Here is a 26,807-nt window from a genome sequence, read left to right as displayed (position 1 = left end):
CTTATCTCATTTAATCCTGTCTATTTCTTGCATTACGAGTGCTTTGATATCTTCCGGCAACAGTTCTACGACTTCGACCATCTGATCCCACTTTCCAGATGCTATATGCTTCAGTTTCGAAGCAAGTTCTAACTGATCAATAGAGTTCATGAGTTGGTTATTTGTTACAATAATTTTGGTACTCATTACTCGATCGATGGCTAAAAACCATTCTTGGCGGCGGCGAACATAAAGTTCTGCAAGAGCAACAGAAAAATTATTTTTATCCTGCTCATTCACGCCATTTCCTCCTTGCTCTTTTGGCGATCAACGGTTAAAATAGACGACAAGAGACTCTTTAAACGGGATCTTAACTGCGACTGCCCTAGCCGGCGGTCGTTTTTCTTTTGTGCTTTTAAATGTGCTGCTTCGCATTCATGCAATTGAATCAAGGTTTCAAGATGTTCGATATTCCACTTTAATTTAGCTGGTTCAATAACTTCTGCTTGCTGTTTGACCATTTGTAGATTGTGTTTTGCATGCTGAGCAATGAACCGAATTTCACCTTCTAAATTTTCAAATCCCATATCAAAACCTCCTAATAATATTCGTTTATAATTGAGTTCGAGTTTGAGTTACCTGTTGACTCATTAAATTTTGCATAATAGCGATCCCATCAATACCAAACAGATAAGCGACAACAACTTCACGTGATTCTGTTTCAACCGCCCAGTTCACAACAGTTGGGAAATCAGGAATAGACTTTCCGCTTTCCACTTTACTTACATAGCCCTGGGAACGTTCAATCCTGAATGACATTTCTTCTTGACTCAAGTTCGCTCGTTCCCTACAAGCCTGCATAATTGCGCCAATTTTCATTTTATTTTTCTCCTTTTTATTCCATTTGGAATAGGAGAAGATGATCTTTCACTGTAATATGTAAGTAAGAGGTCACCCACCCCTATCCCCATATCTTTTCTCTCATCCCGCCGTAGCCGGTACCGCTCGGCGGGATTTCCTCAACCCACAGAAGCTTTAAAATTGTTTCTGAACCAATCTAGAAAATCTCCCCATATAATACGTTTTTGCCTTTCTCCACCTAAGTCGTATACTGGACAACCATGAATTGCGACAATATCATAAGCTTGGCCTTTAGCTACCTTCAAACGTTTAGCCAATTCAGGTATCGTAATTACGTCCGTTTCGGAAAAAGATATCTCTGCCGATTTAATATGAAACCCTCCTTAGAATTGAAGTAATACACGCTTGATTCTCTTAATATTCATTCAAACTAGATTGAATCCAACAAAAATTACTGTTCTACATGTAGTACAGTTTTGATAAAAAAAATATCCTCCACGTCTTTCCCGAAGAACTTAGCTATCTTGAACATTGTTTCTGCAGAGGCATTCTTTTTCCTTAAAATCCTTTGAATTGTATTCCTTGAAATCTTTGTTTTATCAGCTAATTCAGTAGGACCAATATTGGCTTTTCTCATTAAAACCCCAAGATTATTCTCCAATATTTCCACCCCTTTCTGTACTACTTGTAATACTGTAACCAAATAGTACTACATATATTACACACTGTCAACTAAGAAGTACAAAAGAGGTCGGTTGTTTTTCATATTATTGTATTACACTATGTATGATTAATATTACAGGAGGGAGGATTGACGACTTGTCTGATATTCATCAGCTTTTGAAAACAATACGCAAGGAAAGAAAGCTATCTTTACGTGCTGCTGCAGAAAAAAGTGGTTTGAGTCATTCTTATATTGATTCGCTCGAAAAAGGAATTCACCCTAAGACAAAAGGGCCCATAAAACCATCTCCAGATAGCCTAAGACTCCTTTCATCAGCATATGATTTTAGCTATAAAGAATTGATGGACGCTGCTGGATATTTGGATGATGAATCAGCTAACTATGACGAAGATCCAATTGTTATTGAGGAAGCAATAAATCAAATTATTAAAGATACAGAGAATGAATTTGGAGTTAGTCTTCGTGATGATCTTGACGTGATCTCTGCTGTTCGTGAAATGGTTCGTTCGTTAGCGAGAATGAAGAAGAAGCAATAGTCGTTGCAAACGTCACAAAATCTTCTGGAGTTATATTAATACCTGTTTTTTTTATAATATAAGTAGATAACTGAATAAGATTGTCTTCTTCGCTTTCCATGATGACACCATCCAAATCATAGGAGAATTATTTAATCATATTAACATAGGAACTCATGTTCGTAAACTTTCCAAAAAAATAGTATAATAAGGTGGCAGTGCGATGGAACTTGTTCCCGTGCGCTGTCGCATTCCTGAGCTACTTGTGCGAATTGATAAAAAACAACAATGGCTTGCAGATAAATTAGGGATTAGCAAGCAGCAAATGTCCGATATCATTAATATGCGATATGAAGACATGACCCTAAAGCGAGCAGCTATGATAGCTTATCATCTCGACTGTCAGATAGAAGACTTGCACGAATGGGAATTGCGATAGCAGAGTAGCTATGCTGCTCTTGGGAACGAAGTCATGTTAATCACGTACTCCGAAAACGACCATACATCCTCGCAATGAACAATCATTGCGTGTTCATACATAATATAACAGACAAGGTCATAAAACATTGTCGTAAAATGACGAAAGAAAACGACCTTTCAACACCAGTGAAGGGGTTGACAATAACTACTAAACTTGCTTAAGCACATATAATTGGGTTCCATCCTTAAAAGTAATCAGCGAACCATTATTCTCTATAGATGCAATAGTATCAATTTTAGATTCTTGAACTAATGCAGTTCTTCCGATCATGACAAAGCCTTTATCTTGGTATGCCTCAGCTGCATCTGCCAAAGTATCAATATCCTGAAATGATCCCTTTGTTGTATGATAGGCGAGCTTTGAATTTGAATTTTTTGTTCGGTGCCATAGATCAATATAATTTACATCCTTAAGATCGACTGCAACTATTTCATCGATCTCCGTTTTCTCTGTTTGTAACTTCTTCATTACTCGCTTCATGTTGTCTCCTCTACGGCTGTGATACCAAAATCATACGCCACGAAACAAACGTTATCATTGTATAAAATATTACAATTGTGAGTTATTACAACTAGGAGGGATACTATGCGAGGGCACATAGCTCAAAAAGGGAAGAAATACTATATTGTGATTGAAACGAAGGATGAAGTAACCAATAAGCGAAAACGGAAATGGATATCAGGACCAGATGGAGGATTTGATCGAAAAAAAGATGCTGAAAGAGCTATGCCGGATATTCTAAGCGCCTTCCAAAAAGGAAAGTATGTCGAACCAACAAAAAAGACGTTTGGGGAAATTATGGAGAAATGGCTTGAAGATAAACGGACAGTCGTTAAATACAATACATGGAAATCGTATGAGTGGCTTGTTAATACCCATATCGTCCCAGCTCTTGGTAAGAAGAAGGCGATCAGTTTAAAGCCACAGGACTTTCACGATCTTTACCATAAAACATTGTTGCCAAAGTTATCTACGGGATCAATCAAAAAGGCTCACGTGCTGATTATGGACGCGCTGAATCGAGCTGTTGTTTGGGGAGAAATTAACCAAAATGTTGCAATGGCAGTTAGCCTACCGCAAAGTAAAAAGGTTAAATTCGAAGTCTGGAATGAACAGCAACTTAATCTATTCCTTGAGGTAGCGGCTCACGATCAGCATCATGTCGCATTTGAACTTGCCGCATCTACCGGAATGCGCCAGAGCGAAATACTCGCGGTCAGACGGATGGATGTAGATTTAACCAGAAGAATGCTATCTGTACGTCAAGCCTATACACTTGCAGAAGTTGGACATGACTTCGATGATACCAAAAACGATAGCAGTCTGCGCTCCATAGCGTTGTTTAAAAATACGGTGGATATGTTGGAGAAACACTTTATTAATATTGATAAATCAGCTAAAGATAACCCACTTTACAATGACAACGGTCTTGTGGTTCAAAGCGGAATCGGAACACCCCTGAACCCCCGGAACCTCATGCGTAATTATTATACAATTATCGAAAGAATACAAAAGGAACAACAGAGACTTAAAGATTCGGGTCAGACATACATTGATTTCCCACGCATCCGTTTCCACGACCTGCGACACACTCATGCCACTCTGCTGTTGAAGGCTGGCATACACCCTAAGATCGTTCAGGAGCGCCTGGGGCATTCATCAATCAATGTCACCCTAGATACGTACTCCCACGTTCTCCCGAATTTGCAGGAGGCAGTTTTAAAGAACATTGGGGACTCCATTACAGGAGATCGTAAGCCTGTTTTGGTAGAAGAATTAACTCAAAATAACGCTTTAGTCGAGTAAAGGGTAGAAGAATGGTAGAAGAATAGAAAAGGCGCGGTTCCAAAAACTCAAGAAATCCGCGCCACATATGGTTTTTTAGGATGCTGGTGAAGGGAATTGAACCCCCGGCCTACGCATTACGAGTGCGTTGCTCTACCCCTGAGCTACACCAGCTTATAGCTAATTTTCTGTCAAACAAAAAACATTATACAACTTTCAGCTAGAAACGCAAGTCTATTTCTCCCTGTTTTCTACTCTCCTAGACTGCTGCTACTCCACCTGTAGCTTACGCTCCACAGACTCCAGCTTTCCGCGGCTAGTGGAGGGCTTATCGCGGCGGTCGTCTATTTTAAGCGAGGTAGAGACACGTTCTGCACCTGCGGCAAAAGGAGACTCATGCAATGCTTCCACCGCTGCAAATATACGTTGGAGAGGTCCTTCAATGATTGTACCCATCGATGTAAGCTCATAAGTAATTCCTTCTACCGTCTGCAGCACTCGCTGCATATCCGCAACATAACTGCTAAGGCTGGTACTGCCTGTTCCAATCGGAATAACGGTTACTTCAGCAATAGGCATGGGAATACCTCCTTCGAATTTTAAAGTGTGTCTCCATCTATTGTAACAACTCCACCGCTCTCCCACAAATGATGCCCGCATTATTATGCCCCTTCTTTCCCCCAAGTACTCCGAAATACAGCTTTCGCCACGAGTACTTTCTCTTACATGAATTCTAGGGTCGTCTGCACTACATTTATGGACTATTTGTGGCATCTTTTCGGACAATTTATGAATCATTTTCCATCTGCCTGTGGATCAATTGTGGATTACTTATGGACAGCCTGTGGATCATTTGTGGAGTACTTTTAAAGAAGCCGCTCCCCGCTTGGGTTTTCTAAAAAACTGTTTACAAACACAACATCTTGGGTTATTTTTATCTAATCACAACAAAATATAGTGGAGACAGGCGCTTTGATCCTTTATTTGAATTAGAGCTTAATAGGGAAGTGCGGTGAGATTCCGCTGCGGTCCCGCCACTGTAACCGGATGTCCTTCACAAGCTTTTAGAAGCTTAAGACGGACAGATCTCCCAGCAGAAGCCACTGAGGGTTACGAACCCCTTGGGAAGGCGCTGAGAGATCCTGCGGAAGCCAGGAGACCTGCCTGTTTCGACGACACCAACTATGAGTGCCTGCGAGGAACAGGAACGGTGTCCGCATGCAGTCATCTTCTGAGAGACCACCGCAAATATCCGTGTGGATATTTACATAACGCATCGGGCATTTTCTGCCATCCTCGCTAGGGGATGCTTTTTTTATGAGATCAGAATGAATATACGGCCGCTTATGCGGTCCAACTTCTTAATGATAGGACGATAGACTGAGAGGAGAGCTATACAATGACGTTGTTGGAGAGACAATTTAACGGTACAACAAATGCACGAGAAGTTCTTTTAGAAGAGCTCATTGATTTAGGGCGCGATATTATCGACAGTCGGGATTTGGACTTACTGCGCGAGAATGCCAATTTGAACGGAGAGAGTTTCTCCGGTAAAATGAGCAAGTTCGGCAGTGAATATTCAAAATGGTATGCCCGCAACTTTACGATGCCACCGCAGCTAGTGCAGGCCATTGATGACAATGTCGTCTATGTGCATGATCTGGATCAATACGCGATCGGAACGACGAACTGTATTTTTATCCCGTTTGATAAACTTCTCCGCGAAGGCTTCAACACCGGCAACGGCAGTGTTCGTCCTCCAAACTCCATAATGACGGCTATGTCACTGGTAGCAATCATTTTTCAATCCCAGCAAAATGCTCAATATGGCGGTGTATCCGCTAATAAGCTCGACTATGATCTAGCCCCTTATGTAACCAAATCCTTCGCTAAGCTATTCCGCAAGGGTCTGGATTATTTTGAAGAAGGACAAGCTGATGAATCTTTGGGCGAGATTACGATGAGCCGGACCGATCTGGCGGAGTTATATCCAAAAGCGTTCCGTTTTGCACTAAAAGAGACCGAGATTGAAACCCTGCAAGCGGCTGAAAGTATGGTACATAATCTGAATACCATGTCCAGCCGATCCGGTGGGCAAATTCCGTTCACCAGCATTAACTACGGGACTTGTACTTCACCAGAAGGTCAGCTTGTGATCAGCTCCCTGCTAACAGCAACGATGAACGGACTTGGCAGCGGAGAGACACCTGTGTTCCCGATTCAAATCTTCAAATGCAAGCAAGGCGTCAATCAACAGCAAGGTGATCCGAACTATGAATTGTTCCTAAAAGCAGCGGAATGTTCTGCACGAAGACTATATCCGAACTTCGCTAATCTGGACGCTCCGCTCAACTTGCAGTATTATGATCCAAGTGATCCTGATACGGAATTTGCTACAATGGGCTGCCGCACCCGCGTGCTCGGTGACCGTTTTGGGCGTAATCATTGCTCCGGAAAGGGCAACCTTTCCTTTAATACACTGAATCTGGTTCGACTCGGTCTGGCACACGGCACAGTAACGGGCCGACGTACCGTCGCAGACGAAGCTGGCTTCTATGAAGATCTAAATCATTATATGGATATTGCGCTGGAAGGACTTCTTCATCGTTTCAACATCCAAGCCGCGCAAAAAGCTAAAGCGTCCGATTTCATGATGCGAGAAGGCGTCTGGGAAGGCGGCGAACATCTCGCTCCTGAAGACTCTGTAGGCGAACTGCTGAAGCATGGTAGTCTTTCGCTTGGCTTCATCGGTATGGCGGAATGCATGAAAGCCATGTATGGCAAACACCACGGCGAGGATATGGACGTCCACGCCAAAGCAGTCGCTATCGTGCGTCATATGCGGGAGTATTGCGACCTTAAAAGTGAGGAACTGAATCTCAACATCACTTTGTTCGCAACACCAGCCGAAGGCTTGTCCGGCAAATTCACCAAGATTGATCGCAAGGTACTGGGTTCTATTCCGGGTGTAACTGACCGTGAGTATTATACGAACTCTTTCCACATCCCTGTATACTACGATCTAGGCGCTGCTCAGAAGATCAGCTTGGAAGCTCCTTTCCATGAATACTGCAACGCCGGGGCTATTTCTTATGTCGAATTAAATGGCAATGCCCGCAGTAATCCGTCCGCTTTTATCAAAATCATTAAATACGCACTAGAACAGCAGGTCAGCTATTTCAGCATTAACCACCCGATTGACCGCTGCTCCGGCTGCGGATACGAAGGCGTAATCGGGACAAACTGTCCTTCCTGCGGCGTGCATGAGAAGGATGTTCATATCCGCCGTTTGCGTAGAGTTACAGGTTATTTAACCGGCGACTACCAGACCCGCTTTAATGCCGCCAAGCAAGCTGAAGTAAGAGACCGCGTTAAGCATCTATGAATATTTGCGGTTACTACCCGGAGTCGATTAACGAGGGAGAGGGCATGCGGGCCGTCCTCTTCCTCAGCGGCTGCCGCCATCGTTGCCCGGGATGTTTTAATCCCGAGACGTGGAATTTTAAATACGGTGAAGTCTTCACCCTGGAACGTCAACACGAAATTATTGCAGAAATTGCCGCTAATCCACTGCTTGATGGTTTAACACTGGCCGGTGGTGATCCTTTTTTCTCGGCTGAGGAGGTTCTGGGATTCATTCATGAGCTCCGCGTCGTGCTCCCAGGCTTTAATATCTGGATTTACAGTGGTTATACGTATGAGGAACTAATCGCCCTTCCCGGTTCGCCGGAGTGGAATCTACTTACGCAGTGTCAGGTGTTAATAGATGGACGATTTATAGAAGAACTGAAAGATACTACACTTCCTTACCGAGGAAGCTCTAACCAACGCATAATTGACATTCCGGCCAGCATGAACGGCTCGGAGGTCTTTCTGTGGCAGCCTACTGCGCTATAATATATCAATTTTTGATATTCAAAATTAACCCAAAATAAGAAGGGATGAAATAACCATGCCACAATTCGTAGTAAAACCAGACAATCGCCAACTGGCTTTTGATGAGAAGCGCCTTTCTGTCTACGCCGACCGTATCTTGGAAGGTCTTGATCAACTAAATAAAGAAACTTTGCTGCGGGGAGTAATTTCCAAATTGCGCCGTGACTCCGTAAGCGGAGAAGAAATCAGCAACGCCTTCACTATGAGTGCTCTAGAGCTTGTAACAAAGGAAGAGCCTACTTGGAAGTTTGCAGCTGCCCGTGCCCTTCTGACTACTCTTTATAAAAAAGCAGCCGTTCATCGCCGCTATAAAGCTTATCCAGAAGAGCCTTACGGTGAGTTGTACCCGCTAATTACGGATCTCGTAAAAAAAGGAATCTACCGTGAAGAGCTTCTAACTCACTACACTAAAGAACAAATCGTTGAGCTAGGTGGATGCATCGATTATACGCGCGATCTTCTGTTCGATTACATTGGTCTGCTTACGCTATCCGACCGTTATTTGGCGCATGATTTTGACGGTCGTGTGATGGAGCTTCCGCAAGAACGTTACATGATTATCGCTATGTACCTGATGCACCGTGAGCCAGCCGAGAAACGTCTTGAGCTTGTAAAAGAAGCTTACTGGGCCATGAGCAACATCTACATGACAGCTGCTACCCCTACCATGTCCAATGCCGGCAAAAAGGTCGCTGGACAGCTCTCCAGCTGCTTCATCGATACAGTAGACGATTCCCTTGAGGGCATCTTTGATTCCAATACAGACGTAGCACGTCTTAGCAAAATGGGCGGCGGCATCGGCGTCTACCTTGGTAAAGTACGGGCACGTGGTTCGGATATCCGTGGTCACAAAAACACTAGCTCCGGCGTAATCCCTTGGATTCGCCAATTGAACAATACAGCAGTCAGCGTAGATCAGCTTGGTACACGTAAAGGTGCTGTCGCTGTCTACCTTGATGTATTCCATAAAGATATTCTCGCTTTCCTCGATCTTAAGCTGAATAACGGCGACGAGCGTATGCGTGCACATGACGTGTTCCACGGGGTTACCCTGCCGGATCTGTTCATGGAAGCCGTTGAATCGCGCAGCCATTGGAACCTCTTCTGCCCACATGAAGTGAAGAAGGTTATGGGCTGGACGGATGAGAATGGTCGTCCGCTTGGTCTGGAAGACTTCTACGATGAAGAGCTTGGGAAAGGCACTTTCCGTGAAAAGTATGCTGAAGCAACAGCTAATCTGGAATTGTCCCGTATTACAGTTCCTGCGATTGACATCATGAAACGGATTATGAAATCACAGCTTGAAACAGGTACTCCATATATGTTCTACCGTGATACGGTTAACCGGACGAACCCGAACCGTCACCAAGGTATGGTCTTCTCTTCCAACCTGTGCACAGAAATTATGCAGAATCAATCCGCTACCGTTATTGAACAGGAAGAGTTAGTAACCAAAGATGGCAAGACCCGGATTGTTATCTCCAAAATTCCTGGCGATTTCGTAGTCTGTAACCTGAATTCGATTCACTTGGCACGTGCGATTCCAGCTGGTGTGCTGGAAAGACTTGTACCTATCCAAGTACGTATGTTGGACAACGTAATTGACATTAATAATATTGAAGTTCTGCAAGCACAATACACGAACAGCCAGTACCGCGCAGTGGGTCTCGGCACATTCGGCTTGCATCACCTATTGGCACTCAAGGGCATTCGTTGGGAATCTGATGAAGCCGTAGAATATAACAACCATTTGTATGAACACATCAACTACCTGTTGGTACGTTCGAGCATGGAGCTTGCCCGTGAAAAAGGCCGTTATCCGAAGTTCGCTGGTTCCGATTGGGAGACAGGTACATACTTTACTTCACGTGGCTACGTTAGCGGTGAACAAGAAGGTAAATATGTAACCACTGAACAATGGCGCGAGCTGCAAGAAGAAGTGGCTAAAGACGGTGTTCGTAACGCATGGATGTTCGCGATTGCACCGAACGGCTCCACATCGATTATTGCCGGCTCCACAGCCAGCATTGATCCTTTGTATGAATTGCTTTCCTATGAAGAGAAAACAACTTACAAGATCGCTAACCCAGCACCGGATCTGTCCGACAAGACAATCTGGTACTATAAAACAGCTTTCACAATTGACCAAAACTGGTCGATCCGCATGGCTTCTGCTCGTCAGCGTCACGTCGATCAAGGTCAAAGCTTCAACCTGTATGTTCGTCCTGACATCAAGGCTACTGAGTTCCTTGAACTGCATCTAAACGCCTGGAAGGGCGGATTGAAATCAACTTATTATGTGCGTAGCCGTGCTTTGACAATAGAAGAGTGTGATTCTTGCGCTAGCTAATTATCTTAGTGCCCTGAATAGAAAAACGATGATGAATTTCGTAACTGCGAGGAATGTTTGGGCTTCCGGCCGCTGTTGTCATCAGATGTCTTGATCTTTACCGCTATTAGCGGATGACATCCGATGACAAAGGCGGTCGCTGACGCTCCTACAGCTCCAAACTTCCTCTCCGTTACTCCATCACCGTCTTTCTATGAACAAGACACCAAAGAAAGATTACCCGCGCAAAAAAATGGAGGGAAAATAAATGCAACTACAAAAGATTTTTAATACTGAAGCACCTAACCAGTCCACACGCATCATCGACGGTGAATGCTCAGGCATTCTGAACTGGAACGATATCCGCATGCCGCATATGTACAAGCTCTACAAGGTACTGCTGCTTAATCACTGGATCGCGGATGAAATCCCAATGTCCAAAGATGCGCAACAATTCCCAATGCTGGATGCGGAAGAGCAACGCGTATTTAAGATTAATATCTCCCTGCTCGCCGTGCTAGATTCGATGCAGACGATGTTCGTCGGCGACGTGAAGCGTTATTTTACCGACTCCTCACTAGAAGCTATCTCTGCCATTATTGGACAACAGGAAGTAGTGCATAACCAATCCTATTCCTATGTTCTATCCTCTATTGTGTCGGATAGTGAACAGAAAGAGATTTTTGAATATTGGAAGAAGGATCCGGTTCTACTGGAGCGTAATCAGTTTATCTCCGATATTTATCAAGAGTTCCGTGATAATCCATCAAAACAAACCTTTTTCCATGCGCTGGTAGCGGATCTCATCCTAGAAGGAATTTTCTTCTACAGCACCTTCGCCTTCTTCTACAATCTGGCCCGTGACCAGAAGATGATGGCAACCAGCCAAATGATCTCTTATATCCAACGTGACGAGAATCAGCACTGCTACTTCTTCGCAGAAGTATTTAAACAGCTGCTTGTAGATTTCCCTGAGTTGAACACTAAGGAGAACATGGATTACGTGTACCGTACGATCGACCGCGCGGTAGAGCTCGAAACCAACTGGGCTTACTATACCCTCACTAATGTCCGCGGTATTGATCTTAACGAGCTTAGCGACTACATCAAATATACAGCGAACAAACGCTTAACCTTGATGGGTATGGAAAAAGCTTACCAAGGCGTTGACGTAAACTGCATGCCTTGGATCAAGCCTTTCTCCGATGATGCTCTTAATGCCACCAAAACCGACTTCTTCGAAGCTAAATCCCGTAACTACGGTAAGGTTGGCGACGATAACGGATTCGACGATTTGTAAGACCGGATTATAACGAACCCTATATAAAAAAAGAGGCCATTCTCTACTTTCACAGTGAGATGGCCTCTTTGCTATAGCAAAAAGCGTCCCTTCACCCCTTGTATCAGGTATGAATGAGACGCTAATATATTTGATATGAATCCATCCGAAGCAGAATCTCCGCTGCGTAGTCTACACCTTGCGCTCTACTCGATGTGTAGTTTCTTCTGCCAGCTCAGCTAGCGCATCATTCAGACGCAGCTTCAGCTCCTCAGCAAGCTCTACCACTCCGTGATCATTACGAACCACCTGAGAATCCACAGCATACACACCACCGAGAATATAGCGTGCGCCGAGTACAGACAACACAGGCTTCAACGCATAATCAATCGTAAGAAGATGTGCAAGACTGCCGCCCATGAAGAGCGGGAGTACGATTTTGCCGGCCAACCCCTTTTGTGGAACTAGATCCAAGAAGGTCTTCAGCACACCTGTATAGGAGGCTTTATAAACCGGGCTAACCACGATTACCGCGTCCGCTTCGGCTACAAGGCCATTCGCTTTGACGATAGAATCGCTCTCAAACTTGGTATGAATCAAATCTTCCGCTGGTAGCTCGGCTACGTTAATACGCTCAACCTCAAAGCCCTGATCGGTTAAGCTTGCCTCCGCATACTCTATAACTGCATTTATGCGCGATACCAGGGAAGGCGTTCCGTTAATCACAACAATTTTAGCCACTTCTCCACCTCTTCCATCCCATTTAAGCAGCTTACACTGCAAATATTTATCCCGACAGGAATACTTTAAATTAATACTAATCCTATCGCAGATTAGATATTATTGTCAAACTATAAACGCTTGCGCTCATCCCACTCTTACGATATACTAAGCAACAATATTAAATCCAAAAATCAGGCCAATGACCGGCATCCAACCGTGAGGCGTCTGCGACCGGAGCCTATACTGACTCCCTAAGTTCACCGGGTTTCGCCCGTTACCGCGAAGACCAAAGAGGGTCGAATCCTTTTCTGTTGTTAAGAAGATTCGATCAACCTGGGTGGCACCGCGAGCTGACGCTCCTCGTCCCATGGATGAGGGCGTTTTTTGCGTTTTTTCAAGCTTAAATACCTTCAGCGTCCTTATAAGGACGGTAAGTGTTTATGCGAGAATTAGAAGGATAAAGTGAAGTGTGAACCTTATACTTTCTTATCTTTTAAACAAAAAGGAGCGAGCGATATGCTGGAAATGAACTGGATTAAGGATAATCAAGAACTTGTAAGAAACACTGCCACCTGGAAAAGAGTCGACTTCCCACTGGATGAATTGCTGGATTGGGATGAAAAGCGCCGGGGCCTGCGTCAAGAAACCGAACAAATGAGAGCCGAACGTAATGGGCTAACTAAAAAGGTTGAACAATTACTACGTAAGGGTGACCGCCCTGCTGGAGAGATCGTCAAGGCACAGGTACGAGAACTCAATCATCGGCTAAACCTGCTGGAAGCAGATCTGAACGAGGCTGAAAGCCGCTGTAGAGAGCTCATGCTGCTCGCACCGAATCCAGTGTCGCAGGACACACCCATCGGTCACGATGATCAAGATAACGTAGAACTGCGGCTGAATGGAGCTGTGCCGGAATTCGCCTTTACGCCTCGTGATCATGTGGAGTTAGGCGAGCTACACGATATCATTGATATCCCCCGTGGCGTCAAAGCCGGTGGGCCTCGCAGCTATGTACTTAAAGGAGCAGGCCTAAGGCTACATCTCGCTGTACAGAGACTGGCTCTAGATGTTCTCACTGCACGCGGATTTACTGTGATGGATGTTCCCGTGATTGTCCGTCCGGAAGCGCTGGAACGCACGGGTTTCTTCCCTGGAGGGATGGATCAGACATACGAGCTAAGCGGAGATAACCGCTGGCTGGTGGGCACATCGGAAGTGTCGCTAGTTTCGCTCTACAGCGACGAGATTGTGGAACTAGACACACCCATGCGACTTGCTGGAATGTCGACCTGCTTCCGCCGTGAAGTTGGATCAGCCGGGCGAGATGTTCGTGGTCTGTACCGTGTTCATCAGTTCTCGAAGATCGAACAAGTCGTATTATGCCGTAATGATGAAGGTGAGTCGGACCATATGCTTCACGAAATCCTCGCGAATGCTGAGCATATTCTCCAGCTCTTAGAGCTCCCCTATCGGGTCATGGCCGTCTGCACAGGAGATATGTCCCTGAAGACACATAAGCAATATGACATCGAGACATGGATGCCTAGCAGAGGCGCATACGGTGAGACCCATTCGGCTTCTAATCTACTCGATTTCCAAGCTCGCCGTTCGGGCATCCGTTATCGTGATGCAGACGGTCGCTTACAATACTGCCATACCTTAAATAACACCGCAGTGGCTACACCAAGAATTCTAATCCCGCTGCTGGAGAATCACCAGCAAGAGGATGGTTCTATCTACATCCCTCAGGCGCTGCGCAAATATATGGATGGATTAGAGCAACTAGAGTTTCCACATCAAGCGATGAATAAATAGCACAAAAAGACGATTTTCTAAGTGCAGCAGGCACTAAGAGATCGTCTTTTTTTCAAAAAAACTATTTATCCTAACTTTCCATCCCCGTCTCATTCTCTTCATAATGACTTGTATCCCCATGCAACAGGATCTCCGGCACGCCATCCGTAAAATCAATTCTGGATAAGCAGGTTGGATATATGTAAGGCAGATCCCACAGCTTAGGCAACTCTCTGCGCTCGAAATAAGCCATCAAGAGCTTGATCACTACCGTATGCGTTACGATAAGAATCGCCTCACCCTGATGAGCCTTGAGAATTTCCTGAAGCTTCTCTAGCGCTCTTGTCTGCACCTCTGCGAAGGTCTCGCTGCCCTCCACTTTAAACTGGTCGGGATCCTTCCAGAAATAACGATGCTGGTCCGAATACTGAGCCGCCAGTTCAGCAGAATCTCTACCTTCCCATACGCCCATGCCAATTTCTTTGAATGCATCGGAAATCTTCAGCGGAACATCCCGCTCTCCACGTATAATCTCAGCTGTACGCAGTGCTCTTGCGCTGGAGCTTGCATAAATGATATCCAGATCTATAGCCTGCATTCCCCGGCTCAACCATTCCGCCTGTTGTACGCCAAGTGTCGTGAGGGCAGAATCCATATGACCTTGCATACGATTCTGCACATTCCATTCCGTCTGCCCATGACGCGTTAAATATATCGTTGTAGTACTCATCCGCCGCTTCTCCTCCTACTCCCAAAACCAGAGATAGTCTACTTCCTGTTTCGCTCCATCCAGTTCACTGCAAAGTCAACGATTTCACGTTGCGGAATCAGTTGAGCTGTAGCTGAGGCGATATGACCATATGTAATGAGCCCTGCCTCTTGTCCGAATTGCTCAGCCAGTACAACGAAATCGTCAGAGTTCCAATCTAGCTCCTTGAATTCCACCCACTGCCTATGACCATCCACCATCATGGGTGCCCCGCCAATGACTTCCTTCTTTCCTTCATACAAGGCTCGGCATTCAGCAAGATGTAATGAAGTATTGTTTAGATTTCCTACACCTAGCAGCAGCACACTTCCACCCAGATCATAAATACGAGCTAGTGGAGAATCTTCCCCCAAACCGTATTCGAGGGTGTGACCATATACAATCTCATCTCTATGCTTGCCCCAAGCCGCAAATGAATGAATCGGATGATCGCTGCGCTTCACCCCTTTTTGTCTACGAAAAGAGTCTGGAATAATCCCCATCCCTCTCAGCGGAGTCAGGTCTGGATCATAAGCAGGCATCTGCTCCCGGATAGTCTGCCACCATGACTCGGGTACCGGCGGGTTACTCCAGCCAGCAGGGTCTGTCAGATCGCTGGAATGAGTCGGCATCACAAGTGTGCCTGATTCTCCGAGAACCTCCTCCAGCGCCAAAATAACGGCAACCGGCCCACCTGCCACCCATTGGCCTAGCGATTTGAAGGACGAATGCAGTAGAATCGTCATCCCCGCCTGAACACCCAGTCTCCGAAAATCCTCTGCCAGCGTCTGAACTGTAATCAAATTCCCTTGAATTTCTTCCACCCTTCATTCCTCCAAACTCTCATGTTGCTAATTCTAGCAAAGCTTCTCACAGCCATTATATAGGAGGATCACTTCTAACGACACCCATAATATTCACTACGGTTACAAGCGCAGCAATGATATATACTATAGCTACTTGTCCTGTCATTTACGACAAATCTTCAGACAGTATTTTGGCTCTATAATCCCCTGGAGAGATCCCTTCCAACTCTTTGAATACACGGGCAAATTGCTTACTGTTCTCAAAGCCTACTTTTTCCGAGACTTCGGCAAGCTTGCTACATCCCTTCGCTAGCAGTGCTTTTGCATGACGGATACGAACCTTTTTTAAATAAATGACAAAATTCTCACCGGTATATGCCTTGAAGGCTTCGCTAAAATAAGAATAATTCAAAGACACATGATTACTAACCATAGCCATATTTAGTGGACGAGCATAGTTCGTTTCAATATAATTCAGCGCTTCCTCCATATCAGCATGCTCCGTATGAGCAGACCGTACCCCTAAGATGTAATCATTCACACTCAGGAGCAAATTCTCAAGCGCTCGATAATAATCATGGAAATGACGATAATTATACATATTACCAACCGTACGATATAGCTTTAGCACCTCCACAGAGGCTTCGCCATATACCCGAAATACTTCATCCAGCACCTGCTCATTGATACTCTGACCCACGTTCTCAAGATAAGACAAGTCCAGTTCCTTCAAATGCTCAGTCTGAAAAATAACGGACAGCAGGTACTTTATTTCCTTCTCACGTTCGGTTCCAAGCATATTAAGCAGCTTCCGAAGCTCCTCCTTCGGCAAAGGAAAATTACGTCGTTCTTGACTGACACCCTCATAATCCAAAAGATTTTCTTGCGGATATAAAAAAGTATACTGCAATGCCCGGCACGCTTCCTTATAACAAGAACGAAGTACTTCGAGACTTTTTCCCTCACTGCTGATTCCGATTGATAAACCGTTTATTTCTCTAGCACCAGCTTGACGGGACAGCTCCATAAAGCTCTGAGTACTAGTCCCGATCAAGACTAATCTGCCATCCCAGTCCGTTATAATTTCCAAAAAACACTTCTCAATCGGCCCCATCAAACGTTCGATGAGCCCCTGAACTTCTGCAGATTTCATCCGTGTACCATCATTATAGTAGTAATTCAGCACACCTACTATAAAAGGAACCTCCAACCCCTCTAGCTCCGCTTGCTGCTCGGACTCCAATTGAACCTCCTGCTGCTGCAGCAGTCCCCGCAAACGGCTGGAGCGTAGCTCTTTACGAAACTGTTCTGTTTCCCGCTCTATTTTCTTGACACTGAACTCCTGTTCTTCCAGTTCCTTATGGATATGCTTCAAGATTTCGAACAGCTCATCTCGGCGAATCGGCTTAAGTAGATAATCCTTCACACGATAACGTATAGCACATTTAGCATATTCGAAATCATCATACCCACTTAGGATTACCACTGCTGGTCTTTTCTCGCTCCCAACTTCTACAGATAACTGCTCCAAAAGCATAATTCCGTCCATCACCGGCATACGAATATCCGTAATAATAATATCTGCACCGTCTGTCTTAAATACCTCGAGCGCCTCTGCGCCGTTGCTCGCCATTATGATCGTATATGCGGACGGAAATTCCCTTTCAATCATGATCTTCAGACCTACACGGATATTTTTCTCATCATCAACGATCAGTAATTTCTTCATGGTTGTTTTTCTCCCGTCAAAAGAACTTTCGGCAAGGTCAGACGTACCATCGTCCAACTTCCTGCCTCGCTCTGTACTACAAGCCCGTATTCTTCGCCATAAAAGATTTGCAGACGCTGGTGTACATTCCGTAGCCCTATGCCACCTGCTCTTCGGTTTACATCCTTCTTCTGTTCACAAGAGCTGTCACAACATTCATCCTTAGCATATATCGCCTCGTTTAAAGCAACTAGACGTTCTGGGGTAAGACCGATACCATTATCACGAAGCTCTATGGAAATATCACCTTCCGTTTCCGAAATATGAATATGAATGTTCGGGTCCTCTAAATTCTCTTTCTCACCGTTCCAAGCATGCTTAACACTGTTCTCTACAATAGGCTGCAGTGACATTTTCAGCACCTCCAGCTCCAAATATCGAGGTTCAATATGAAGTACAAGCTTAACCGGGTACTCAAAACGAATATTCATTACTTCAATGTAATTCTCAATATGGCGGACTTCATCGCGAAGCTTCACATACTCCCCAGACCATTTGAAATTATAACGCATCATTCCACCGAGCGAAGTTAGTGCGTCTGATATCGTTCGTTGATTTTCAATTTCAGCAAGCATTTTAATATTTTCAAGTGTGTTATACAAAAAATGTGCATCTATTTGATTATGCAGCGTACGCAGCTCAGCCTCTTTGGACAATGCCTGCTTACTCACAGCCTGAGCGACCAACGTATTAATTGTATTCATTAGCTTAGAGAAATGATGGGCAAGCTCACCGACTTCTCCCCCACCCCGAATCGTAATTCCACTATAGGCTTCACCTCTGCGCACGCTTTTCATCGTTTCGGTCAATCTGCGCAGATTTTTTAGAATAAAGGCATTCATCACATAAGCGATCAACGTGAGTAAAATAATAAATCCGATGTTAGCTCCAATAATAAAGTTGCGTGTACGGGAGATATCCTTCAAAACACCCTCCGTTGAGACCACATTTAACAGATAAGCATCAATGCGTTCCAGCGGTGTGTTAATAAGTAAATAAGATTTACCGTTGGCTGAATAACTGCTATCCCATTCACCAGTAGCCCTGAAGTTCTTGTATCGTTCAGTAATAACACTGGCCATCTCCTCGTTATCCTGAAGAAAAGACTGATCCGGACGAGTAAATAGCTGGAGCTCACCATCTACAAGGAACATTTGTGTCTGGTTATCCCGTACATCGGTATATGTCTTTGGCGTAAAGCGGTTCAACATCATATCTACTTGAACCATCCCAATATGGTTGCCAGCAGGACGACTCATCTCACGTAGTAAAGAAACCTTCGGCAAACTCTCAGTCGGTGCACCCAAGTATCTCTGCATCAGATCCGGATCACTCCTTTGAAAAGACCAGTACTCCTGTCCCTCCAACTGCTGTGCTTTCTGGTACCAGGGCTCGGAAGAGACTCGCTCTTCACGAAATAAAATCGGCCAAATTTCATGCATCGTTTTACTTTTCGAATACAGCCGTAAATGCTCAATATTCGGATTATTAAATTGAATACGTGTCATATTCACATAAGCATTTGTATTAAAATCAACCAAATCTTCAAGCATCGGCTCAGTCTCATTCGCAAGAAAGTCTTTAACATCCGAGTCAGAATACGCCATCTGTGCTGCCCGCTCCATCGCTTCAATTTGATTGTGGATATGCAATTTTTCCATTTGCAGCAAATATTCATTTTTCTCAACAGCATCTCGGAAATAGGTATTGTTGATAGACTCATAAAAATAGACGGACACCAACAAGCACGGACCTATAATAATAAAAACATAGGCAGCAATCAAACGACTCTGCAGCGACCTTCGCCCCCACCAATACAAGAAGGAATTCCATATTTCTCTGCTGCGCTCACGCAAATTCTCCCTCTTCACTTCTTCAACGTTCACCTCGCTAATATCGTGAATACTTAACATACTTAACTTACTTAACAACTATACCTTATTCTTGTTTGAAAATAACCCAAAAACCCGCAATCAGCGGGCTTCTGGGTTATATTTTATTGGGCGAGCTTCACTTTGTTCTCTTCATACTTTTTCTGTTGATAGGCTTGGAATTTATCTACACCTATATCCTTTTGTTTCGCTAAATACTCAGTCCATATTTTATCGAACTCAGCATCTGAAGAAGCCATAAGCAGCTTAGGAATCGTCTTCCCACGCAGTTCTTTCAGCTTTGTAGCAATGATGCCTTCAGGGGAGTTACCTGTAGGATCAATCTGTTGGAATGTTGAAGTACTAGTCGCTTTTCCTCTCGTCCAATCTTCCAATTGTTTAAAAGGTTCTACTGATTTAGGTGCCCATTGATCCGTGATATTCGTGTTCTGCATCATCCAGTAGGTGAACGAAGATCCGTATTGCTTATCAAATGCCGAACGATCCTTATTCATTAGATCAAACACTTCAGGCTTAAATTGGTCTTTGCCATCAATCGTTTCGTAGCTGACACCCTTTTCACCGAGGAACAAGTCTTTATTACCTTCTTCACTGTTCAAGTAGCTTAGGAAGCGGATAGCGCGAGCTTTATCCTTCACATCTTTGGAGATCAGCGTCACTGTCCAGCCTGCGATCGCAGGTCCGTCAAGGGTCGGTTGATCCAAGTTCGTATTCGAAGGACCATCAATAGCAATATAAGTTTTGCTAGGATCTTGTTGGTAAATCGTACCTAGTTGCGCTGCAAAGTCTGTACGTTGATAGAGCATCGCGAAATAACGGCCTTGAGCGATCTTCTCTTCCATTTGTGGACGTTTATCGATAAAGATATCTTTAGCAAGCAGTCCATCCTGATTCGCTTGACGAAGCGTCTTCATCCAGCGGATATATTCAGGATCTGTCTCACGGGCATATACCTGACCATCTTTTTCTCTAGGAATCGCCAGGAAGTTCTGAAGATAACCTTCCAGAGAATCATTACCGTTTACACCAAACTCATGCAGACCAAGCGGGATTAGCGGTTGTCCATTTACGTCAGGAAATTTCTCTTTCGCTAACTTAAGCGCATTCAAGAATCCTTCTGGTGTGCGCATATCAGGACTGCCAATCGCTTCATACATATCCTTACGTACCGCGAATACTTGGTTGGATACGTAGTTCTCTCCATATTTCTCATAGTCGGCAGGAGAGGAAGAAGAGTTCGGGTAGCCGTACACATTACCATCTTCTTGAGTGTACCAATTCAGCTTATCTTTATCGGATACTTTGTAGAAATAAGGATCATATTGATCAGCAAGCTCGTTCAGTGGTAGTGCAAGATCACCTTCGATAATTTTCTTTATCGCATCTTCATAGAAGCCCAATGTAATGAAATCTGGCAATTTACCAGAGGCAATCAGTGTGTTCAGCTTCTCATTCTCGTTACCAGCCGGAACGATGAAATTAATATCAACGCCGGTTTTCTTAGTTACATATTGGGAAGTTGGGTCCACGCCCCATTTGTTGGGGAACCAAGAGAAGTTCAGATACCAGTCAAACGTAATCGGTGAAGTGTCAATCTTCCAACCTGGTTCATCAGCAGACAATGTAGCAGCAGGTGTATCCGTCGCCCCCGTGTTCGTTTCTTTAGTGCCATCCGAATTTCCTTTAGCGTTATTTCCACTGGAACAGCCTGCAGCTGACAAGGCCATAACCGCTGCCAGAAGTAGAGCCATCGCTGTTCTCGGTTTGCGTTTCATACCCATATTCTTTACCCCTTTTCTATGATTGTTAATTATAAGCTCAACCCCAGAGCTCATAGAGATGAGCTGCTGGAGGAGTTACCTTTACTAAGGATCAGCCCTTAATGGAGCCGATCATCATGCCTTTAACAAAGTAGCGTTGTAAGAAAGGATATACGAACACGATAGGAAGTGTGGTGACCACCATCGTCGCCAGCTTAATAGACTGTGATGTTACGCTTCTTGTCATACCGCTACCTTGTGCAGCAACCATCATTTGCGTCGAGCTAGATTGTGCTACAACGCGGAACAGATACGTCTGAATGGGCTGTAGCTCTGTATTATTGATATAGATCATGCCTGTAAAATAATCATTCCATTGGAACACGCCGTGGAACAGCGCAATGGTCGCAATAACAGGCATAGACACTGGAAGCACAATTCGTAGGAAGATGGACCAATCATTAGCCCCATCAATCCGGGCCGCTTCCTCCAATCCTTCAGGGATCTCTCGGAAGAAGGTCATGAAGATAATAAGATCAAAGAAGCTAAACATCGCAGGAATGATATACACTAAGAAATTATCTAGTAACTGAAGGTCTTTGATAAGCAAGAAGCTCGGGATCAACCCTCCCGCGAAGAAGAGCGTAACTGTACCCATAAGCATGTAAAACTTTCCGCCAATCAAGCCTTTACGAGAAAATGCATAGGCTACCATCGCTGTGAAAAATACATGCAGGACTGTACCGATCACTGTTTTGGCAACGGTGATCCACATCGCCTGCATAATGCCAGGGCTGTCGAACACTGCCTTGAAGTTTCCTAGACTGAACACCCGCGGCCACCAGTATATACCACCTCGCATAGCGTCCGTACCTTCATTAAAGGCATTGACGAGTACGTACCAGATCGGATAAAGCGTTATGAAGCAAATACACAGCATAATGATATTGTTGACGATATCGAATAGGGCCTCGCCCTTCGTTTTGCGATTGAGAGCAAACATGTGTAGGTCCTCCTTATCCTAGAACAATGATGTATCGTTGATTTTTTTAGACACTTGGTTAGCTATCAGCAGCAAGATTAGAGCAATAATCGATTTTAATAGTCCAACCGCAGCCGAATAGGAGAAGCGGCCTGAGAGAATCCCTGTGTAGTACACATAATAATCGATTACATTACTTGCACTATCATTCAACGAGTTACGTAGCACCAAGATCTGATCGAAGTTGGAGCTTAGTACACCACTGACTGCAAGAATGAAGAGAATACTGATCGTCGATTTAATGGCCGGCAGCGTAACAAACCACATCTTCTGGAATCTTCCGGCACCATCAATCGTAGCCGCCTCATACATTTCAGGAGATACACCAGAGATTGCTGCCAGATATATAATCGCTGACCATCCAAGTTCCTTCCAGATATCAGAGGAAATAACAATCGTCCAGAAGTAGCTAGGTTCGGCCAAATAGGTAATTGGCTGATCAATGATATTTAGCGCTAACAAGATGTTATTGATAATTCCTATATCCGCTAGCCATGTCGCTAGAATACCGCCAAGTACAACCCATGAGAGAAAGTGAGGTAAATACGAAATCGTCTGAATCCACTTTTTGAATCTCACCGAACGAACCTCGTTCAAGAATAGTGCGAATATAATCGGCAGTGGAAACCCGATGAAGAGCTTAATTAAGCTAATGCCTAACGTATTCCTAATAACGTCAACCAAGCTTTCATCTTGTAGGAATTCTTTGAAATGAGCTAGTCCTACCCATGGAGCTTCGGAAATTGATTTTACGATATTGAACTCTTTGAAGGCAATAATAACTCCATACATTGGAATGTAGTTGAAGATGATCATCCAGGCTACGCCTAGTAGGGCCATGGTCTGTAAATGACGCTGGGCTACAAATCTCCTCCACAGCGAGTTACGATTTACTTTACCGGTTTCGAAATTGCCAGGAATTAACGGATTCATCGCTGGACTTACTTCCACGCTTTTTTTGTTCTCCATCCTTTGGACCTCCAGGCTACATATCTTTTTCTTTTTCTGAAGCGCTTACAATATCTATGTATTTATTGTATTTGCTTTTGCCTGTCTCCGTAAGGCTTTGAATTTCGGGTTATAGGTTCCATTTTTCGGGTTCAAGCTAAAACACCTTCGGCGTCCTTCAAAGACTTTCTTATATTTGGAGAAAAAAATAAGGGAGGGCCTAGGCCCTCCCTTATTTTCTATGCCATTATTGCTCGAATTTGCTTGATCTCACCACGCCGCAGAGCCTCTGCCTCTTCCCCACGAACGAGTGCTCCAGAAATTTCAGCCACCGTACCATCGTGATAGACGAGCGTCATGCTCTGAATAACAGCCTTCTTCTCACCAAACGTATTCTCACGTTGCGGGTTCGAATACGTTACTTCCGTACCACCAAGGAATGTGAAAGAAAGATTGCCTTGTTCATCAAATAGCCAGCCCGGTAGAACCGGACCCAAAGATAACGTAAGCTGTCCATCTTCTACTCTGAAAATATGGCTTCCGGCCATCATCGTTCTCCACATACTGAGGAATTCAGCGGTCGATCCACTTAGTCTTGCTACGAACCCTCTACCGTGGTTATTGGGATCAGGATTCCCTCCAGTTGCGATAAAAGATGAGTTCTCCAGTGTACTGCGTCCATAAACCGCAGGATCAAGGAACGGCACCAGCGACGTCTTCAGCTCGCCGTAGAATTCCTCATATAGACCGCCCTTCAGCAGCTCAAGCAAATACTTGTAGGACATATGCAGGAAGTTAGACTCCCGCTCTAGCCAGCCTGGTGTGAAGGCTCTCATTCGCCCGATCTCATGAGACTCTCCCTCTAGGCTAACCGAGGTTTGGTACATAGACGTAGTCGGATCATACAGCTCCGTTTGCTTAATCAAATTGTAGATTTCTTTGACTTGCACCGGATCTTTCAACGTCTTCAACCAGCGAGTAGGTCCCTCAAGGAAGTATGGCAAAGCATATACCTCAAACTCCTCCACTACAGCTTTTGGCAGACCGTATCCGCTAAGTACCGGTTGACCTTCAGCATCTGTTACCTGCTGGAATTTCTTCGCCTCAAAGCGGAAATAGGTTGGGGTAAGTCCGTTACCGAGTTCTACCGCCTTGTTGATCCCCTCGTCGATTTTAACTAAGAATTTGGAGAGGGCTTCACGAATGTATTCTAAGGCTACTGCAGACTCAGCCCCAGTAATACCGAAACGAATACGTGCTCTATAAGCCTCACGCGCTGAAGCTACAATGTCCCAATAATTGAATTGTTCCAAATCTCCTGCTAGGACAGCCGTTACCGCACGATGTACCTCTTCAAGCAGCTGTGCAATTTCTTCTGGCAAGTCTACAGCGCCTTGGACGTTCTCTTTGCCTTTCAGAGCCTCTAGCAAAAAGACTACGGTACGTTTCAGCTCAAAAGTCTCACTCATTCCGGAGCCGAACAATCCCGGCAGTCCATTCATAGCATCGTTCCAGCCCGGCTTATTGCCTTCCATCTCTATCCCCATACCGTAAGGGTCAAGTGTAGCGAATTTATTCAAGGCAAGAGACAGCATCTTCACGAACAGATTGGTGTGGTAAATGGCACCGTGTCCACCTTCGGTACGCAGCCAATGGGTATCTCCAGCTTTCCATTTCAGCTTGTGCAGCTTCTCCTCATCCTCAAGAAGTGCACCATATTGCCGAGCCTTTCCATCACTGATTACATATTTCTCACTTCGTGGCAGCACATACGCCGGGCTGTCATAGAACGCATAGGTGTTATCCCCAAACAGAAGCTCCTGCTTTTTGTCAGGGAAGATATCCAAATAACCAACTACCAGATCCATATTATATGTCCAGTGATCCGACCAGAAGCCTTCACCAAAAGCAGCCTCAATGTTTTGTTGCGACAAGGCTAGTAGCCCCGACAGAAATTGTTGTTCGCTTACCTTCAGGGTAACGTTATGATCTGCAATATAGTTCACTAAACTACCAGGTGTGAACCGAGTGCTGCACAGCTTTACAAGCTCAGCTTGATGATCTGCCGCAGCCTCCTCGATCCACTTCACAGCTTGCGTCTTACTATCCGGTTTCACTTCAAAGGTTGTTCCTTGTACGCTCAGCGGGTTGTAACCGTCCGCTTGTATCAAGCTATAGAACATTTTGATGTTGAAGCTGCCCACCTTCGGATTAAAAAACACATCGTTCCGCCGATTCTGATTCATATCACGGAAGTTTCCGTTCCCCTGTGAATAATATTCTGGGGCGAGAGAGAAGAAGTTGTAGTCACGCTCCAAGTCACCATGCTTACGCGAGTATAAGTGAACTACAAAGCCATCTCCACCATTGTCGAAGACAAAAGGATAGCCTCCGCGCAGGAAGTTATCGAGATAGGATTGACGGCAATACGCATCAAACACAGCCGATGAAGTGTGAGTGGCAATGTCTTCCGTTAATTCTTCCGTTAGTCCTGCGGCCTCTTGAGATTTAGACATGATATATTCATCGCGGCATAACTGCTCTGCCTTCTTATTGATTTTGTCGATGTCATTTACATGTCCAACCAGTGTATTCAGGATCAGATTGCTACCTGGTGCTAAACGTCTTGCCACTCCGCTAAAACCGCACGGAACCTTGTTAACCGGGTATTGCGGAAGCTCGCCCAGTTCGGCAAGGGTTAATCCCGCAAAGCGGTCTGGGTACGTTAGCGAGGTGTTGCCACCAAAGACTAGCTCAAAATCGACAATTGGCGAGACTTTTTCTCCTTCTCCCGTAAAGGACAGATAGAAATGTCCATTGGTGATTTCACTAACCTGCGCACTATCATTAGTGCTGGAACGCAGCTTATAGAACGGAATGCCATTCTCTAAGTTGTATACATCCATCCAGCTGCGCAGCAGATTACCTATTTCCTTGTATCCACTATTCTCCACACCGTAAGGCAGGATTTCTGGCAGACCATCCATCAGTTCTAACTCGATCTCTTTGCCACCGATGTTCTCAATCTCTACCCGACGTACCAATGCCGCATAATCGTCATTCGGCAGATTGAAATAGTGTACAGTCGTCTTCAGACCATGCCCGGCATGGCTTTCTTCAATGGTAAGCCCATTAGGCAAAATCGTCATGATCCGCTTGGCAGCAGGATCTGGACGTGCCGATTGAAACGGCTCATAAATCTCTTGCTCCCCTTTAATCTTGATAAAGGTTCTGAACCCGGTCGTCCCCACGTTCTTATAAGAGATATTTGCGGGTGAGAATTCCATGATCGGCGAGTTCTTATCGCGTACCCCGAAGCTGCAAATGGCCTGACCGCGGTTCACATAAAAAGTCCACATCGGAATTCCCTTCAGTCCGGCAAGACCCGGCAGGAAACTGGAAAAAGGCTTTCCCTCGTCAAATTGCTCCATTACAAATGTACCTGATTCGAAATAATAGTTGCTCACACTTATGAC

At 44.8% G+C, this 26,807-nt stretch carries 25 protein-coding genes, 1 tRNA gene and 1 riboswitch; of the genes, 8 read left to right on the top strand and 18 right to left on the bottom strand.

The features are described 5' to 3' along the window. Window positions 1-6: 6 nt before the first annotated feature. From ACDZ28_RS10640 to ACDZ28_RS10620, 5 genes are all read right to left on the bottom strand, one after another. Entirely contained in the window at window positions 7-279 is a 273-nt protein-coding gene (locus ACDZ28_RS10640) for a hypothetical protein (RefSeq protein ID WP_375104617.1), read from the bottom strand. Next, window positions 276-566, bottom strand: a complete 291-nt coding sequence (locus tag ACDZ28_RS10635) for a hypothetical protein (RefSeq protein WP_375104616.1) — start codon at window positions 564-566, stop codon at window positions 276-278. Before ACDZ28_RS10635 ends, ACDZ28_RS10640 begins: the two co-directional genes overlap by 4 nt. A gap of 25 nt (window positions 567-591) precedes the next feature. Then, window positions 592-858, bottom strand: coding sequence for a helix-turn-helix domain-containing protein (locus tag ACDZ28_RS10630; RefSeq protein WP_375104615.1), 267 nt, complete (start codon window positions 856-858; stop codon window positions 592-594). Between the two features lie 140 nt (window positions 859-998). Next, on the bottom strand, window positions 999-1,157 hold the full coding sequence (locus ACDZ28_RS10625) for a hypothetical protein (RefSeq protein WP_375104614.1): 159 nt from the start codon (window positions 1,155-1,157) through the stop codon (window positions 999-1,001). A gap of 134 nt (window positions 1,158-1,291) precedes the next feature. Further along, window positions 1,292-1,501 (bottom strand): helix-turn-helix transcriptional regulator, encoded by a 210-nt coding sequence (locus tag ACDZ28_RS10620; protein WP_375104613.1) that lies wholly within the window; start codon window positions 1,499-1,501, stop codon window positions 1,292-1,294. A 125-nt stretch (window positions 1,502-1,626) separates the two neighbouring features. Between ACDZ28_RS10620 and ACDZ28_RS10615 the strand changes: the two genes are divergently transcribed. Both ACDZ28_RS10615 and ACDZ28_RS10610 read left to right on the top strand, forming a co-directional pair. Beyond that, window positions 1,627-2,061 carry a helix-turn-helix domain-containing protein gene (locus ACDZ28_RS10615; protein ID WP_375104612.1) on the top strand — a complete coding sequence of 145 codons (435 nt, stop codon included), beginning with the start codon at window positions 1,627-1,629 and terminating at the stop codon, window positions 2,059-2,061. A gap of 202 nt (window positions 2,062-2,263) precedes the next feature. Beyond that, window positions 2,264-2,479: a helix-turn-helix domain-containing protein gene (locus tag ACDZ28_RS10610; protein WP_375104611.1), complete on the top strand. Its 216-nt coding sequence runs from the start codon at window positions 2,264-2,266 to the stop codon at window positions 2,477-2,479. A gap of 189 nt (window positions 2,480-2,668) precedes the next feature. Here the strand turns inward: ACDZ28_RS10610 and ACDZ28_RS10605 are convergent, their stop codons facing one another. Further along, window positions 2,669-3,001: a LytTR family transcriptional regulator DNA-binding domain-containing protein gene (locus tag ACDZ28_RS10605; RefSeq protein WP_375104610.1), complete on the bottom strand. Its 333-nt coding sequence runs from the start codon at window positions 2,999-3,001 to the stop codon at window positions 2,669-2,671. Window positions 3,002-3,106: 105 nt separating this feature from the next. Here ACDZ28_RS10605 and ACDZ28_RS10600 point away from each other — a divergent pair, with 105 nt between their 5' ends. After that, a complete protein-coding gene (locus ACDZ28_RS10600) occupies window positions 3,107-4,327 on the top strand; it encodes a tyrosine-type recombinase/integrase (protein ID WP_375104609.1) in 1,221 nt (406 codons plus the stop codon). Between the two features lie 81 nt (window positions 4,328-4,408). On the opposite strand, the gene ACDZ28_RS10595 is transcribed toward ACDZ28_RS10600, so the two are convergent. Further along, a tRNA-Thr gene (locus tag ACDZ28_RS10595) sits at window positions 4,409-4,480 on the bottom strand. Between the two features lie 96 nt (window positions 4,481-4,576). Then, a complete protein-coding gene (locus ACDZ28_RS10590; protein WP_042123742.1) occupies window positions 4,577-4,885 on the bottom strand; it encodes an MTH1187 family thiamine-binding protein in 309 nt (102 codons plus the stop codon). Between the two features lie 369 nt (window positions 4,886-5,254). Continuing rightward, a riboswitch (cobalamin riboswitch) is annotated at window positions 5,255-5,489 on the top strand. 216 nt (window positions 5,490-5,705) lie between these two features. Between ACDZ28_RS10590 and ACDZ28_RS10585 the strand changes: the two genes are divergently transcribed. From ACDZ28_RS10585 to ACDZ28_RS10570, 4 genes are all read left to right on the top strand, one after another. After that, window positions 5,706-7,691, top strand: a complete 1,986-nt coding sequence (locus ACDZ28_RS10585) for an anaerobic ribonucleoside triphosphate reductase (RefSeq protein ID WP_339288983.1) — start codon at window positions 5,706-5,708, stop codon at window positions 7,689-7,691. Further along, entirely contained in the window at window positions 7,688-8,203 is a 516-nt protein-coding gene (gene nrdG / locus ACDZ28_RS10580; RefSeq protein ID WP_339288981.1) for an anaerobic ribonucleoside-triphosphate reductase activating protein, read from the top strand. The genes ACDZ28_RS10585 and nrdG overlap by 4 nt, the downstream gene beginning before the upstream one ends. Window positions 8,204-8,258: 55 nt before the next feature. Beyond that, window positions 8,259-10,592 (top strand): ribonucleoside-diphosphate reductase subunit alpha, encoded by a 2,334-nt coding sequence (locus ACDZ28_RS10575; protein WP_375104608.1) that lies wholly within the window; start codon window positions 8,259-8,261, stop codon window positions 10,590-10,592. A gap of 247 nt (window positions 10,593-10,839) precedes the next feature. Next, on the top strand, window positions 10,840-11,871 hold the full coding sequence (locus ACDZ28_RS10570) for a ribonucleotide-diphosphate reductase subunit beta (RefSeq protein ID WP_042123735.1): 1,032 nt from the start codon (window positions 10,840-10,842) through the stop codon (window positions 11,869-11,871). Window positions 11,872-12,042: 171 nt separating this feature from the next. Here ACDZ28_RS10570 and ssuE read toward each other — a convergent pair whose 3' ends face one another. After that, the gene (gene ssuE, locus ACDZ28_RS10565; RefSeq protein ID WP_042123733.1) at window positions 12,043-12,591 is read right to left on the bottom strand and encodes an NADPH-dependent FMN reductase; all 549 of its coding nucleotides are present in this window, start codon (window positions 12,589-12,591) and stop codon (window positions 12,043-12,045) included. Window positions 12,592-12,738: 147 nt separating this feature from the next. Then, a complete protein-coding gene (locus tag ACDZ28_RS10560; protein WP_139328433.1) occupies window positions 12,739-12,942 on the bottom strand; it encodes a hypothetical protein in 204 nt (67 codons plus the stop codon). A 147-nt stretch (window positions 12,943-13,089) separates the two neighbouring features. On the opposite strand from ACDZ28_RS10560, the gene serS reads away from it, so the two are divergent. After that, the gene (serS, locus tag ACDZ28_RS10555; RefSeq protein WP_375104607.1) at window positions 13,090-14,388 is read left to right on the top strand and encodes a serine--tRNA ligase; all 1,299 of its coding nucleotides are present in this window, start codon (window positions 13,090-13,092) and stop codon (window positions 14,386-14,388) included. Window positions 14,389-14,458: 70 nt separating this feature from the next. On the opposite strand, the gene ACDZ28_RS10550 is transcribed toward serS, so the two are convergent. The 8 genes from ACDZ28_RS10550 to ACDZ28_RS10515 all read right to left on the bottom strand — a co-directional run bounded on the left by ACDZ28_RS10550 (window position 14,459) and on the right by ACDZ28_RS10515 (window position 26,798). Continuing rightward, entirely contained in the window at window positions 14,459-15,097 is a 639-nt protein-coding gene (locus ACDZ28_RS10550) for a histidine phosphatase family protein (protein ID WP_375104606.1), read from the bottom strand. Window positions 15,098-15,135: 38 nt separating this feature from the next. After that, window positions 15,136-15,939, bottom strand: a complete 804-nt coding sequence (locus ACDZ28_RS10545; RefSeq protein WP_375104605.1) for an aminoglycoside N(3)-acetyltransferase — start codon at window positions 15,937-15,939, stop codon at window positions 15,136-15,138. Window positions 15,940-16,087: 148 nt separating this feature from the next. Beyond that, entirely contained in the window at window positions 16,088-17,650 is a 1,563-nt protein-coding gene (locus ACDZ28_RS10540; protein WP_375104604.1) for a response regulator, read from the bottom strand. Beyond that, window positions 17,647-19,620 carry a sensor histidine kinase gene (locus tag ACDZ28_RS10535; protein WP_375104603.1) on the bottom strand — a complete coding sequence of 658 codons (1,974 nt, stop codon included), beginning with the start codon at window positions 19,618-19,620 and terminating at the stop codon, window positions 17,647-17,649. Before ACDZ28_RS10535 ends, ACDZ28_RS10540 begins: the two co-directional genes overlap by 4 nt. Window positions 19,621-19,685: 65 nt before the next feature. Continuing rightward, window positions 19,686-21,362 carry an extracellular solute-binding protein gene (locus tag ACDZ28_RS10530; RefSeq protein WP_076116625.1) on the bottom strand — a complete coding sequence of 559 codons (1,677 nt, stop codon included), beginning with the start codon at window positions 21,360-21,362 and terminating at the stop codon, window positions 19,686-19,688. 91 nt (window positions 21,363-21,453) lie between these two features. After that, window positions 21,454-22,344, bottom strand: coding sequence for a carbohydrate ABC transporter permease (locus tag ACDZ28_RS10525; RefSeq protein ID WP_042123720.1), 891 nt, complete (start codon window positions 22,342-22,344; stop codon window positions 21,454-21,456). Between the two features lie 18 nt (window positions 22,345-22,362). Then, complete coding sequence (locus ACDZ28_RS10520) at window positions 22,363-23,352, bottom strand: sugar ABC transporter permease (RefSeq protein WP_081389681.1); 990 nt, start codon at window positions 23,350-23,352, stop codon at window positions 22,363-22,365. Window positions 23,353-23,570: 218 nt separating this feature from the next. Then, window positions 23,571-26,798, bottom strand: a complete 3,228-nt coding sequence (locus ACDZ28_RS10515) for a cellobiose phosphorylase (protein ID WP_375104602.1) — start codon at window positions 26,796-26,798, stop codon at window positions 23,571-23,573. Between the last annotated feature and the right edge of the window lie 9 nt (window positions 26,799-26,807).

Source organism: Paenibacillus sp. RS8, from assembly GCF_041956825.1.
GTDB lineage: Bacteria > Bacillota > Bacilli > Paenibacillales > Paenibacillaceae > Paenibacillus_AQ.
This window is presented reverse-complemented; position numbering and strand designations above follow the sequence as displayed.

What these genes read in the sequence shown, in the direction of transcription:
- ACDZ28_RS10635 (WP_375104616.1), bottom strand. Translation starts at nt 566, where the DNA reads ATGGGATTTGAAAATTTAGAAGGTGAAATTCGGTTCATTGCTCAGCAT.
- ACDZ28_RS10630 (WP_375104615.1), bottom strand. Translation starts at nt 858, where the DNA reads ATGAAAATTGGCGCAATTATGCAGGCTTGTAGGGAACGAGCGAACTTG.
- ACDZ28_RS10615 (WP_375104612.1), top strand. Translation starts at nt 1,627, where the DNA reads ATGATTAATATTACAGGAGGGAGGATTGACGACTTGTCTGATATTCAT.
- ACDZ28_RS10610 (WP_375104611.1), top strand. Translation starts at nt 2,264, where the DNA reads ATGGAACTTGTTCCCGTGCGCTGTCGCATTCCTGAGCTACTTGTGCGA.
- ACDZ28_RS10605 (WP_375104610.1), bottom strand. Translation starts at nt 3,001, where the DNA reads ATGAAGCGAGTAATGAAGAAGTTACAAACAGAGAAAACGGAGATCGAT.
- ACDZ28_RS10600 (WP_375104609.1), top strand. Translation starts at nt 3,107, where the DNA reads ATGCGAGGGCACATAGCTCAAAAAGGGAAGAAATACTATATTGTGATT.
- ACDZ28_RS10590 (WP_042123742.1), bottom strand. Translation starts at nt 4,885, where the DNA reads ATGCCTATTGCTGAAGTAACCGTTATTCCGATTGGAACAGGCAGTACC.
- ACDZ28_RS10585 (WP_339288983.1), top strand. Translation starts at nt 5,706, where the DNA reads ATGACGTTGTTGGAGAGACAATTTAACGGTACAACAAATGCACGAGAA.
- nrdG (WP_339288981.1), top strand. Translation starts at nt 7,688, where the DNA reads ATGAATATTTGCGGTTACTACCCGGAGTCGATTAACGAGGGAGAGGGC.
- ACDZ28_RS10575 (WP_375104608.1), top strand. Translation starts at nt 8,259, where the DNA reads ATGCCACAATTCGTAGTAAAACCAGACAATCGCCAACTGGCTTTTGAT.
- ACDZ28_RS10570 (WP_042123735.1), top strand. Translation starts at nt 10,840, where the DNA reads ATGCAACTACAAAAGATTTTTAATACTGAAGCACCTAACCAGTCCACA.
- ACDZ28_RS10560 (WP_139328433.1), bottom strand. Translation starts at nt 12,942, where the DNA reads ATGGGACGAGGAGCGTCAGCTCGCGGTGCCACCCAGGTTGATCGAATC.
- serS (WP_375104607.1), top strand. Translation starts at nt 13,090, where the DNA reads ATGCTGGAAATGAACTGGATTAAGGATAATCAAGAACTTGTAAGAAAC.
- ACDZ28_RS10550 (WP_375104606.1), bottom strand. Translation starts at nt 15,097, where the DNA reads ATGAGTACTACAACGATATATTTAACGCGTCATGGGCAGACGGAATGG.
- ACDZ28_RS10540 (WP_375104604.1), bottom strand. Translation starts at nt 17,650, where the DNA reads ATGAAGAAATTACTGATCGTTGATGATGAGAAAAATATCCGTGTAGGT.
- ACDZ28_RS10530 (WP_076116625.1), bottom strand. Translation starts at nt 21,362, where the DNA reads ATGGGTATGAAACGCAAACCGAGAACAGCGATGGCTCTACTTCTGGCA.
- ACDZ28_RS10525 (WP_042123720.1), bottom strand. Translation starts at nt 22,344, where the DNA reads ATGTTTGCTCTCAATCGCAAAACGAAGGGCGAGGCCCTATTCGATATC.
- ACDZ28_RS10520 (WP_081389681.1), bottom strand. Translation starts at nt 23,352, where the DNA reads ATGGAGAACAAAAAAAGCGTGGAAGTAAGTCCAGCGATGAATCCGTTA.